This is a genomic window from Paludibacter propionicigenes WB4, from assembly GCF_000183135.1.
Classification (GTDB): Bacteria; Bacteroidota; Bacteroidia; order Bacteroidales; family Paludibacteraceae; genus Paludibacter; species Paludibacter propionicigenes.
On sequence record NC_014734.1, the window covers coordinates 2,216,459 to 2,229,221 of the forward strand.

A 12,763-nucleotide genomic window follows, 5' to 3' on the forward strand; every position below is an offset into this window, starting at 1 on the left:
TTTTACGAACAATAATAAATTCAATGCTTCATCCTGTAAGTTTTTAAGACTTAAATTATTCCAAACACCTGCATAGATTACGTAATTTTTACTACTTTCGCTTTTATTCTAACAAAACTCCCGTTCAAAATGAAATCGAATAAATTCCTGTTTATAAGCCTTATAGTTTTTAGCACGCTTTCCTACAGTTGCAAAACATGGACAATCACACAGGCTACTTCATCAAAAATTGCAATTGACAGCACCACTGACGCTATTGTGGATAAGAATTATGAAGCTTATTTGCAACCTATGAAACAAAAAATAGATGCTCAGATGAATGTGGTAATTGGTCAGACAGCAGAAACAATGAAAGGTCACGGACCGGAAAGCCTTTTGTCAAATCTGAGCGCTGATGTTTATCTGCAAGCAGCATCAGATTTTTTAGGTTCGAAGGTGGATATCTCTATCGTCAATCTAGGAGGTCTGCGCACCGTTGTTCCTGCAGGCAATATAACTATTCGAAAAGTGTTTGAATTAATGCCTTTCGAGAACGAATTGGTTATTGTTTGGATTAAAGGCGATAAACTCAATGATCTGCTACAGTATTTTGCAAGCATGGGGGGCGAAGGAGTATCAGGGTTGCGCATGGAAATAAAACAAAAAAAGGCAGTGAATATAACCATCAACGGGCAAGCGCTGGATGATGCTAAAGTGTACAGCATCGCTACCAACGATTATCTGGCAGGTGGAAATGACCAAATGATACAACTGGCTCAGTACGAAAAAAGGCTGAATACAAATATCAAAATTAGAGACATGCTGCTCAATTACATCCAGAACGAGACAAAAAAAGGGAACAAAATTCAATCAAAATTAGACGGAAGAATCAAGATAACAAACCCCTAATCTACAAAGGAGACTAAGATTAGCACATTCCATACAAACCATTCACATAAATTCATATGAAAAAACAACATACATATTTAAAAATCAAAAGTAACTTCAGTTCCCCTTCAGGGGTTAGGGGTTTTCTTTTGATGTTAGCGTTTATATCGGTTTCGGTTTTTTCTCAACAAAAAATAAAACTGGTTATCCTGCATACCAACGATACGCACAGTCAGGTAGAACCAACAGAAAAATCAAGTCTGCAAACATCCGACATGGGCGGTTATGCTCGGCGAATGGGTGAAATAAGTAAAATCAGACAGCAGGAAAAGAACGTGTTGCTTGTTGATGCGGGCGATTACTCGCAAGGGAGTCCATACTTTAACTTCTTCAACGGACGCGTAGAAATTGATGCAATGAACCGTATGCAATATGATGCGGGAACACTTGGAAATCATGAATTCGACAACGGAATTGACACCCTGGCCGTGGTTTTGAAAACTGCCCGCTTTCCGCTGATTAGCTCCAACTATGATTTTGGCAAAACGGCTTTGTCCGGTATGATAAAACCATACATTGTGCTTCAACGAGCAGGATTACGTATCGGAATTATGGCATTGGATGTGAACCCCAAAAGCCTTATATTCGACAAAAATTACAAAGGCATGGAGTACGAAGATCCCTTTATCAAAGCCAATGAGATTTCTACTTTGCTGAAAAAGGAGGAAAAATGCGATGTAATTATCTGCTTATCTCACCTGGGAGCTAACGGTGCTGAAGTAAATGATTTTGACATTGCTCATAAAAGCCGGTACATTGATGTGATCATAGGCGGACACTCGCACAGCATGATAAACAATACAACCGAAAAAAATGCTGCCGGAAAACCCATTGTGATAGCGCAGGTTGGCAAAAGCGGATTGTACCTGGGAAGAGTGGAACTGGAGCTGGAGAAAAAATAGTTTTTGCTTAATTTGGCAAGATTTTTGTTGATAATCAAACGATTGATTCTACAACACAAATCTGATTAGCCATGAAGAAAAACTACCTGATATTACTCCTTTTCTACACTTCAGCAATTTTTGCTCAAAGCGGCACAGAAACTACCAAAACTACATTTGACGGGAAGAGTTCTCTGACAGATAGCCCAATTTACTACAGCCAGCCTTCTTTATTCAAACAAAATGATTTATTTCCGAAAAAACAATCCGGTAGCATATTCCTACAGACTCCTACATTCAATGCTTCTGCGCTTTCTATAAAATACATTCCGCAAATTAATCTGACCGACAACCTGTACAATCAGTTTAGCGTCAACGACTGGAGCTGGATAAGTACTTCGCGCACCATGAACAATTACTTCGGCCTCGGAGGAGTAAATATGGTTGGTGCAAATTACAACATGAAGCTTGGTAACTTCAGTGTTCTGTCAGCCGGAATTTTTGCTTCGAAATACAATCTTTACAACAACTTTGGCAACAGTTCCGGATTAAATGGAAACCTCCGGTTAAGGTTATCTGACAGAGTTTTCCTGAATACTTTCGGACAATATTCCATTGGTGGAGCTAAAAACGGAATACCTCCATATTTATCCACACTTTATCCGAACTCGTTTTATGGAGGATCATTTGAATTTAAAGTTACCGACAAGTGGGGTATAATAACCGGAGCCGAGCGCGAATTCGATGTTTTTGCGCGAAAATGGGTAACCCGACCATTTATTATGCCTGTATTCTACGGACATTGACCCCGGAGAGGAATAAAAAATCCCGTTATAATCGTAGCAAAACTACAGCTATAACGGGATGCAAACTATAAAAAAAACGATTATGCCATTTTATAAATAAATGCATTAATGTTCATACCGGCACCCACCGAGGCAAACACCAAAACATCTCCTGATCCAATGCTGTGATTTGCCAAATTCTCTTTCAAAATTAAGTCGAGCAAAGTAGGCAAAGTTGCCACCGAAGTGTTACCCAGTTCATGTACCGTCATTGGCATCACATTTTCAGGAGCTTCATCGATATTGTAAAGAGCATAAAGCCGCTTTAGCATAGCATCATCCATCTTTCCGTTAGCTTGGTGAATCAACACTTTGCTAACTTCAGTTATAGGCATATTAATTTTGTCAAGACAAGCCTTTATCGCCGGAGGTACAGTTTCGAGAGCGTATTGATACAGCCTGCGACCATTCATTTTCAGGAACAAATCATTCGGCTTTTCGTATTCAGGGTTATACGATGGTCCCATGTGTAGCAAACCGGCATGTGAAAATGTGTCTGAACGCGTTTTATGAGTAAGTATTCCAATTGGCGTTGTACTTTCTTTGGCTTCGAGTACCACAGCTCCTGCACCATCGGCATATAGCATGCAATCTCTGTCGTGCGGATCGCTGATTCTGGATAAAACTTCTGCACCGATAACCAAAATTTTCTTCGCATCACCCGATTTGATAAAATAATCAGCCTGAATAACACCTTGTACCCAACCAGGACAACCAAATGTCAAATCGTAAACGACTGTATCTGGATTTTTAATTTGCAGTTTATGTTTCACTTTCGATGCCATGGCCGGAACATGATCCGAGGCGCGATTGTCGACCTTCGTATCACCAAAATTATTCGCAACGATAATGTAGTCCAGTTCTTCTTTATCAATATTGGACGATTTAATGGCTTGCTCTGCAGCAAAAAAAGCCATGTCTGAAGTAGTCAGATCGTCAGTAATATAGCGTCGTTGGGCAATAGTAGTGATTTCTAAAAACTTTTCGGTAATCTCCTGATTTGGTTTATTCAGCTTCTCGCCATTTGTTTCAAAGAATTCATTTGTAAGAAAATCCTCGTTTGTAATTACTCGTGACGGGATGTAACTTCCGGTTCCGGTAATTACACTGTAGATGTTTGTATTCATGCTTTAAATATAATGTTCTGATAAGTAAAAAAACCGATTATAGGCATCGGGATGCTTATTTAGGCGGCAAAGTTAAATATAAAATTGAGATATAAGGTCATAAAATAAGATTATATGATGTAAAGAAATCACCTCGCTTATATTTATCAGCGACTTAGAGTCTCGATATTAACGTACAAATTTCATTTACTGTTTCGTCGATATCCCCTGACAGCGCATAAATTGCCTGTGAGTAAAAAGCCTCCCGCTTGGCTAATCCATCAGCAATAAAATCCTTTAATTCATCTCCACTCCTACCTGCTATTAACGGACGTTTATTGGCTTGAGAGGATTCCAGCCGCTCAGCAAGTTCGGCCGCAGTAAGTTTAAGGTAAATCGTCAACCCTTTTGACTTCATGTATTCCATATTATCGAAAAAGCATGGAGCACCTCCTCCTGTAGAAATGATTACATCTTCAAATTCAGACACTTCATGCAGGCATCGCTGTTCCATCAGCCGAAACTGCTCTTCGCCAAGTTCTGCAAAAATCTGCGATATGGTATTAAAGTATTTGTTTTCAATGTACACATCCATATCCACAAAACCATACCCAAGTTTCTCGGCCACCAGCTTGCCAATGGTGGTTTTCCCAGAACCCATATACCCAATCAGAAAAACTCTTCTCATTCTTATAATCTATTCATGTTTGAAATCAAATACTTGCGTTTCGAACTTATTGAAAGCAAAAATACGAATAAATTGTCAAGAGGCAGACTCGCTGTAAATAAAAAGCAAAAAATGATTTCATAATGTCCGATTGCTTGTCCATGACATGGATATTTATACTAACTTTGCACTAAATTTTTTTACAAAAAAATCGTGGAAAAAGAAAGTGCTGTATTATTGCTTTTTACGGGTGGGACTATCAGTATGTCCGAAGACCCTGCTACGGGAGCTTTGCGTCCCATCGATTTCGACAGACTTCAGGAATATATGCCCGAACTGAAACAGACGGGAGTTCGTATAAAAAGTATCCCTTTTTTACCACTTATCGATTCATCGGATGTTCATCCTCCGGTTTGGGAACGTATGGCTGAAATCATTCAGGAAAACTACGATGAATTTGATGGATTTGTGATATTGCATGGCACTGATACGATGGCCTATACGGCTTCGGCCATGAGTTTCATGCTTGAAAATTTGTCTAAGCCGGTCATTTTCACCGGAGCCCAGCTACCGATAGGCATGATGCGCTCGGATGCTAAAGAAAACCTGCTTACTGCAATAGAAATTGCTTCGGCTCAGGAAAATGGACAACCTATTGTGCCCGAAGTGTGTATATTTTTTGAGGATACGCTTTTCAGAGGCAACCGCACAACCAAGAAAAATGCCGAGCATTTTAGTGCCTTCAATTCATATAATTATCCGCCACTGGCCAAAGCAGGTGTACATATAAAATACTTCAGATCATACATCCATTATCCGGCAGCAAATACCAGTTTGCGCGTTCGCACCAAAATTGATCAGAATATAGCCATTTTGAAACTCTTTCCCGGAATTTCGGAGCATACGGTAAATTCTATTCTGAATATTCCCGGACTTAAAGCCGTGGTGCTTGAAAGTTTCGGTGCCGGAAATGCACCCCGCCGCACATGGTTCTATAATGCACTGAAAGCTGCTACCGACAGAGGCATACTGATCGTAAATAAAACTCAGTGCAGCACAGGATCTGTAGAAATGGGACGCTATGAAACAAGTCTGAATCTGGTAAATGCCGGTGTTATGAGTGCTTATGATTGCACCACCGAAGCCATTGTTACCAAATTGATGCACCTACTGGGAGAATTTGATTCTGCAGACGACATCAAGCACCGCCTGAGCGTTAGTTTATGTGGCGAAATGACTGTAGCCTAAAATCGATTTTTCATCAGAGAAATAAATAAAGCCCGAATGATAGTTTCATTCGGGCTTTATTTCTGCTAAAAATGTTTGGCTACAGATTTACCGTATCTTGTTATTTTGATGCCAAAGCTGCTTCTACTCTTTTTGTAAGATCGATAAATGCTGCTACATCCAGTCGCTCGGGACGTAAATCGAAAATCGGATCGGCATACATCGGATGACCGGCCTCTACAAGCGGCTTAAGGGAGTTTCGCAATGTTTTACGGCGTTGGTTGAACGATGTTTTTACCACAGCTTTAAACAGTTGCTCGTCGCAATCAATTTTCGACACTTCGTTTCGGGTAAAGCGGATGACTGCCGATTTTACCTTGGGTGGCGGATCGAAAACATGCTCGTGAACCGTAAAAAGGTATTCTATTTTATAGTAGGCCTGCATCAGCACACTTAAAATTCCATAAGTTTTACTGCCTGCCGGAGCAGCAATGCGTTCCGCCACTTCTTTCTGAATCATACCGGCCAAACAAGGAATGGAATCTTTGTTGTCGAGCATTTTAAAGAAAATCTGACTCGAAATATTATACGGGAAATTGCCTATAACACAGAATTTATCCGGAAAAATGGTTTTTAAATCCAGTTTCAGGAAGTCGGCCTCAATGACATTCAGCTGTGGATAGTGTTGATGAAGGTATTCCACCGACTCTTTGTCCAACTCTACTGCCGTGAGATCTATCAACGGGTTTTGAAGCAGAAATTGAGTCAGCACACCCATTCCCGGACCAATTTCGAGTACTGAAGTCTTGCCATCCAGTATCAGACTATCGGCTATGCGACCAGCAATTCCCATGTCTTTGAGAAAGTGCTGTCCGAGATATTTCTTTGCTCTTACCTGATTCATATTGTTGATAATCGGTGTAACTTGGGTTAAAAAAATAATTGCTGTAAAATTGTCAATTACCAATTGTTATTTGTCAATTCATAAATACTATCTTTGCACAGCAGAGTATGTTTAATGCCTTTCAGAAGGCGCACAAAAGTAACTAAAATTGTTCGTTATTTCGACATTCCCAACGGAATAACCCAACCGGAATAACTCAAAGTCATCCGAATGAGAAAGAAATTCATATCACTTGGTCGTCGTATTTGCTGTGCAATCGACTTTTTCTATCCACCATTTCGCAAATACATGACACTACAGTTTTTTCGGTATGGCTTTACCGGTGCCGTAAATGTAGGATTTTCTCTGGTTTTGTATTTTTTGGTTTATAATTTTGTGTTAGGTCAGAAAATGTTGCCCCTGGGATTTTTCACCTTTAGTTCGCACATCGGTACATTGGTTATCACTTTCCCTATTTCTACTTTTTTCGGTTTCTTGTTGCAAAAATACGTGACGTTTACCGAATCCGACCTGAAAGGACGCATTCAGCTGTACCGATATTTTGTGGTAGCAATTGCTAACTTTTGGATTAACACGTTTTTCCTGAAAATTTTGGTAGATGAATTTCATTTCTGGACAACACCATCGCAAGTGGTGGCTACATTCTTTTGCGTTTTGATAAGCTATTTCTCGCAAAAGAAATACACATTCAAAGCTCCTAAGAAACAGAATCATTCTACCGTAAAATAATGGACTTCTCAGCTGACAAATCCGACATGCCGAAAATTCCGTCGAAGGGTTGGCTCAATTTGTTGAAATGGATAGTCTTGCCCCTTGCATTCTCATTTCTCGCCTACAAACTTCTTACATTTAATCAATATCATGATCTGATTACGCAATGGAAGCAACTGTCGCTGTCGCAGTTCTGGTGGTTGGGTGCTGTTTTTCTATTACTTCCGATAAATATGCTACTTGAAGCCACTAAATGGAAACAACTGGTTTCAAAGATTCAAGTACTACAACTCACGGATGCACTCAGAGGAGTATTGGTCGGCATCGCCACCGGATTCCTGACGCCTAACCGCGTGGGTGAACTGGTAGGACGAGTGATGTTCCTCAACCCTGAACATCGTAAAGCCGGAATAACCCTGACGCTGCTAAACGGCCTTACACAAAACATCATCATGGTTTTATGTGGCGTCCCGGCTTGTGCATTGTTTATAAATTCGCACAAAGAAAGTATCGCAATGAATACCAGTCTTTACTTATGGCTCTTGGCGGCAGGGTTAGTACTGTTTGGAATAGTTTACTTTCTGCTTCCCCGATTTAGCAGAATGCTCAACAGGAGTCGTTATTCCGAAAAGATAAAGGCCTTCACCGATTGTTTATCTCTTTACTCAAAACAAGACCTTGTGCAGATAACGCTTATTTCACTTGGGCGTTATGTGGTTTTTTGTACGCAATTTTTCTTTATGTTGCGGTTTTTTGGAGTTGATCTTTCGATGGAGCAGGCACTAATTTCTATTCCCACCACGTATCTATTTGTGACATTCACACCCACGTTTGCCTTTTCGGATGTTGCGGTGCGTAGTTCGTATGCCGTGTTGGTTATCGGTGTTTTTTCCGGTCAGGTGGTCAGTATAGCCCTAGCCGGAATGTGTATCTGGTTGGTAAATTTTGTTATACCGTTGCTGGTCGGTTTGGTGGTACTGGCAAGAGAAAATAAATAAATCGGAATTCATCACAAAAATAATATTCAGCTATATTTCAATGAAAAAACTTACTCTTCTCTCATTCGGACTTTGGCTTATGGGCCAGTCTCTTTTAGCTCAGGGCACGGTGGAATCGTACAATCGGGCCTTTTCGCTTCAGGATAAATTTAAAGACAAAGTATTTTACGCCAACGTAACTCCTCAGTGGATTGGAAGTTCTAGTCTATTCTGGTATGTACAAAATGCGCCGCAGGGAAAAACCTACATCCTCATTGATGCACAAAAGAAGACTCATACCCATCTTTTCGATCATAATAAACTGGCGTTGGAACTGACATTGGCTACTGATAAACCGGTCGATGCACTTAAACTGCCTCTTCAATCGTTGAAAGTAACCGAAGCGCTAGACAGTTTGTACTTTGTGTACAATTCATACAACTGGACGTATGCCATTAAACAGAACTCACTCAAAAAAGGAGACAAAGTGGTAGCGGTAAAAGAAGAGTATTGGGGAAAAGTAGATACGGAAAGGGAAGGAAAACCGGTTATTTCGCCCGATAAAAAGCTCTCGGCTTTTGTCAAAGACAATAATCTGTACGTGAAAGACCTGAAAACAGGTATCGAAAAAGCGCTGAGTACAAGTGGCACCAAAGAAGATTATTATTCGGCTTACCCCTATTGGTCGCCAGACTCAAAGAAAGTGGCTGTGATGCGTATTCACGGTGCTGAAACCCGGCAACTGTATCTGATAGAGTCATCGCCTGCCGATCAGTTTCAACCAAAACTCCAAACCCGCGACTATGTGAAACCGGGCGACGTATTACCTGCCCGCACACCGGTTATTTTTGACATCGCAAGTGGCGATCGGAAAGTTGCATCAAACGATCTTTTCAAAAGTCAGATGGATTTGAAGGGTTTCGAATGGTTGCCTGATAGTAAATCTGTCCTGTTCGAATATAATCAGCGCGGACATCAGGTTTATCGCGTCCTCGAAATGTCGGCTGAGACCGGCGAGATAAAAACTCTGGTAGAAGAAACAGCCAAAACCTTTGTGAACTACACACGCTATTTCCGCCAGACGGTAAACAACGGCAAAGAGATGATTTGGATGAGCGAACGTGATAACTGGAATCATTTATACCTGTACGACAGGTTGACAGGGACGGTGAAAAACCAAATAACCAAAGGGGCATGGTACGTACGCGATGTGCTGAATGTGGATGAGAAAAAGCGTGAAATCATTTTCTCGGCCAACGGGATGAAAGCCAATGAAGATCCGTATTTGGTGCGTTATTACCGCATCCGCTTTGACGGTACGGGACTTACTTGCCTTACGCCCGAGGAAGGAATGCATCAGGCTTGGTTCTCCGACGATAAAAAGTATTTGGTAGACGTTTATTCGATGGTCAACAAAGCTCCGGTGACTGTATTACGCAGCGCTGCGGATGGAAAAATCATTATGCCGCTCGAAAAAGCCGACATCAGCGAGTTGCTCAAAGCCGGATGGATTGCACCCGAACCTTTTGTAGCCAAAGGGCGCGATGGAAAAACCGATATCTGGGGAATTATTTACCGTCCGACCAACTTTGACGCGACTAAGAAATATCCAGTCATTGAATATATCTATGCCGGACCGGGTAGCCAGTATACTCCCAAAACATTTATTTCGTACAACCGGAACATGTCCGCTCTTGCCGAGCTCGGGTTTATCCTTATTCAGCTGGATGGTATGGGAACTTCGTTCCGTTCCAAAGCATTCGAAGAAATCTGTTACAAGAATCTGAAAGATGCCGGATTTCCAGACCGCATCCTGTGGGCAAAAGCTGCGGCTGCCAAATATCCGTATATGGACATAGAGCGTATGGGTATTTTCGGAGCTTCGGCAGGCGGACAGGAAGCGATGGGTGCCGTACTGTTTCACCCCGAGCACTACAAAGCAGCTTATTCTTCGTGCGGCTGCCATGACAATCGCATGGACAAGATATGGTGGAACGAGCAGTGGATGAGCTATCCTGTCGACTCCAGTTACATTGCCAGTTCCAATGTGGAAAATGCACACCTGCTTACCCGCCCGCTTATGTTAGTTGTAGGCGAGATGGATGACAACGTAGATCCTTCGACTACCTACAAGGTATGCAACGAACTGATAAAAGCCAATAAAGACTTCGAGCTGGTAGTGTTGCCCGGCGTGCCGCACACCATGGGTGGCGACTATGGCGAGCACAAACGCTTCGACTTCTTTGTGAAAAACCTGATGGGTGTTACACCGCCCAGCTGGGATAAGGTGGTAATTAAAAAATGATTTAGTGAAAAGTATTCGGAGTTCGACTTAAAGTCGCGCCCCGAATATAAAATACAAGACTACTTAGAAATGGGTGGCCTTATTTGATTTGACACAAAAACACGTTTCCGTTAATTATTCAATATTTCCGAACAAAACACATTGAATTTCAGTTTTTGACTGTATATTTGTAAAATAATTACGAAACAACCAACTAGAATCATGATTCAAGAGTTTAAAGTAAAGAACTTCATGTCATTCAAAGAAGAGCAAGTCTTATCTTTTGAGGCAACAAGCGACACTACATCATTAGAGTATTTGACTTTTGAAGTGAAACCAAACTTGAGACTATTAAAGATGGCTATTGTTTATGGAGCAAACGCTTCAGGCAAGTCCAATTTATTACTCGCTATTCAGAACATGTGGTCTATATTGTTTTACCCAAAAAACAGTAAGGAAGAAAATATAAAATTTAGTCCATTTGCATTGACATCAGATATACCAACAGAATCAGGTATAACCTTCTATTTAGATTCAGTTAAATATCAATACACCTTATCTTATAATGAGGAGAATATCCTACACGAAAAGATGGACTATGCTCCGAACGGTGTAATGTCTCTTTTCTATCAAAGAGATTTTGTTGGTGAAGATAAGGTTCCAGCCATCAAATTTGGGGATTTATTGGGGATTAGCGCTAAATCAAAAAAAACACTCATTGACAATACACTAAACAATCACACCCTACTTTCAACCTACCTTAAAATATCTGTGGATGCAGAACCTTTTAAAAAAGTTCACAATTGGATTAAGGATTATGTACATGAAGTCAATCTTAATAACTCTTTGATTGATATAACAAAAAAAGTATTGACCGACAAAAAAAAGACTGAATTCATATTAGAATCTTTGTGCAAGGCCGATTTCAACATAACCCGATTTGAATTGACCGAAATCAAAAATGAGATTCCAAAGAATTTCAAAAAACAAATTGAAAATGATCCTCAGCTCCCAAAGTCTTTCAAGGAACAATTACTTAAAGACACTAAAGAAGAGATTTTATTTCAACATCACACTAAAGATGGTGATTTCAAATTAACCTCTGGTTCTGAGTCAACCGGAACTTGTTTCTATATAAAATTATTGGATCAACTTTATGAAATGGTAAATCAGAATCATATCTTTTTATATGATGAAATTGAGAAGAATATTCATTATGACTTGTTGATTCACTATTTGAGTCATTTCATGATGAATAGCCAAGCATCTCAACTAATTTTCACGACACACGATCAACTTTTGCTAGATGAAGATTTTATTCGGAGAGATATGATTTGGTTTACTGATAAATCCAAAGAAACTGGTGGTTCGGAACTTTATTCTGCATCTGATTTTGGATTGCATAAAAATATCTCCCTATATAAAGCCTATAAAGTGGGTAAGCTTGGAGCAAAGCCCGAATTAGGTTCTATATTTCTAGAAAATTGAGATTATGGGTAGAAGTACAGGAAAAAGAGCAACACTAGATAGTAATGCTATCGCTGTAATTGGTGAAGGAATCACTGAGCAGTATTATTTGCAATCAATTCCCAACGTCAAAGCAAAAATAACCCCAAAACTACCGCAGCACTCTACAGGTAACAAATTTCTTGAGGATAAGATTAAGGAATGTATTGATAATGGTTATTCCAATATATTTGTTCTTATTGATATGGACAATAAAACAGATGTAAAAGATAGAGTTCGGTATCGACAAATAAAAGACAGATTCCATAATAAGACTTTCAAAAATGCAAGTAGAGGGACACAAAGTACAATCATATTTTTTGAGAATGAACGCTGTTTAGAAATCTGGTTCTTATTCCATTTCAAAAACACAACGGCTCAATTCCTTAGTCAAAATGAATTAATAAGGGAAATCAAGAGGTATTGTGCATATGAAAAAACAGAAAAATTCTTTCTTTCAACCAAAGGACTTCATCAATACTTTACTAAAAATGGAGGCGATTTAGAGATGGCAAAATTACGTTCTGAAAGCTCTATTAAACGGAAAGATGAAGAAGGTGTTGATTATACCTATAGCGAGATGAAACTTTTTTTTGATTTAGTTCAAAAGAAAGACTGTGATTGATATTATCAAGCTAAAGAAAATCATCTATTTTTCAAAAAAAGCAGAGCCTATCAACTCTGCTTTTTCTATAGTTAATCGTACCCATGCACCGACTAAAGGACAT

General features: G+C 39.9%; 12 protein-coding genes. 9 read left to right on the forward strand and 3 right to left on the reverse strand.

Annotated features, from left to right (window positions below; genetic code table 11):
• Nucleotides 1-129: 129 nt before the first annotated feature.
• The 3 genes from PALPR_RS09205 (at nt 130) to PALPR_RS15415 (ending at nt 2,614) form a co-directional block, all read left to right on the forward strand.
• Nucleotides 130-888 (forward strand): 5'-nucleotidase C-terminal domain-containing protein, encoded by a 759-nt coding sequence (locus PALPR_RS09205; RefSeq protein WP_013445347.1) that lies wholly within the window; start codon nt 130-132, stop codon nt 886-888.
• A 56-nt stretch (nt 889-944) separates the two neighbouring features.
• Nucleotides 945-1,829 carry a bifunctional metallophosphatase/5'-nucleotidase gene (locus PALPR_RS09210; protein WP_013445348.1) on the forward strand — a complete coding sequence of 295 codons (885 nt, stop codon included), beginning with the start codon at nt 945-947 and terminating at the stop codon, nt 1,827-1,829.
• Nucleotides 1,830-1,900: 71 nt separating this feature from the next.
• Complete coding sequence (locus PALPR_RS15415) at nt 1,901-2,614, forward strand: hypothetical protein (RefSeq protein ID WP_013445349.1); 714 nt, start codon at nt 1,901-1,903, stop codon at nt 2,612-2,614.
• A gap of 80 nt (nt 2,615-2,694) precedes the next feature.
• Here PALPR_RS15415 and PALPR_RS09220 read toward each other — a convergent pair whose 3' ends face one another.
• Both PALPR_RS09220 and PALPR_RS09225 read right to left on the reverse strand, forming a co-directional pair.
• On the reverse strand, nt 2,695-3,780 hold the full coding sequence (locus PALPR_RS09220) for a 3-oxoacyl-ACP synthase III family protein (RefSeq protein WP_013445350.1): 1,086 nt from the start codon (nt 3,778-3,780) through the stop codon (nt 2,695-2,697).
• Between the two features lie 154 nt (nt 3,781-3,934).
• Nucleotides 3,935-4,447, reverse strand: a complete 513-nt coding sequence (locus PALPR_RS09225) for a shikimate kinase (protein ID WP_013445351.1) — start codon at nt 4,445-4,447, stop codon at nt 3,935-3,937.
• A 192-nt stretch (nt 4,448-4,639) separates the two neighbouring features.
• Here PALPR_RS09225 and PALPR_RS09230 point away from each other — a divergent pair, with 192 nt between their 5' ends.
• Nucleotides 4,640-5,674 (forward strand): asparaginase, encoded by a 1,035-nt coding sequence (locus PALPR_RS09230; RefSeq protein WP_013445353.1) that lies wholly within the window; start codon nt 4,640-4,642, stop codon nt 5,672-5,674.
• A gap of 100 nt (nt 5,675-5,774) precedes the next feature.
• Here the strand turns inward: PALPR_RS09230 and rsmA are convergent, their stop codons facing one another.
• Nucleotides 5,775-6,557: a 16S rRNA (adenine(1518)-N(6)/adenine(1519)-N(6))-dimethyltransferase RsmA gene (gene rsmA / locus PALPR_RS09235; protein ID WP_041620358.1), complete on the reverse strand. Its 783-nt coding sequence runs from the start codon at nt 6,555-6,557 to the stop codon at nt 5,775-5,777.
• Nucleotides 6,558-6,767: 210 nt separating this feature from the next.
• Here rsmA and PALPR_RS09240 point away from each other — a divergent pair, with 210 nt between their 5' ends.
• The 5 genes from PALPR_RS09240 (at nt 6,768) to PALPR_RS09260 (ending at nt 12,660) form a co-directional block, all read left to right on the forward strand.
• Complete coding sequence (locus PALPR_RS09240; protein ID WP_013445355.1) at nt 6,768-7,286, forward strand: GtrA family protein; 519 nt, start codon at nt 6,768-6,770, stop codon at nt 7,284-7,286.
• A complete protein-coding gene (locus PALPR_RS09245) occupies nt 7,286-8,266 on the forward strand; it encodes a lysylphosphatidylglycerol synthase transmembrane domain-containing protein (protein WP_013445356.1) in 981 nt (326 codons plus the stop codon). Before PALPR_RS09240 ends, PALPR_RS09245 begins: the two co-directional genes overlap by 1 nt.
• Nucleotides 8,267-8,306: 40 nt before the next feature.
• Entirely contained in the window at nt 8,307-10,550 is a 2,244-nt protein-coding gene (locus tag PALPR_RS09250) for a S9 family peptidase (protein ID WP_013445357.1), read from the forward strand.
• Between the two features lie 231 nt (nt 10,551-10,781).
• Entirely contained in the window at nt 10,782-12,017 is a 1,236-nt protein-coding gene (locus tag PALPR_RS09255; protein WP_245544412.1) for an AAA family ATPase, read from the forward strand.
• Nucleotides 12,018-12,021: 4 nt separating this feature from the next.
• A complete protein-coding gene (locus PALPR_RS09260; RefSeq protein ID WP_013445359.1) occupies nt 12,022-12,660 on the forward strand; it encodes an RloB domain-containing protein in 639 nt (212 codons plus the stop codon).
• Nucleotides 12,661-12,763 lie beyond the last annotated feature (103 nt).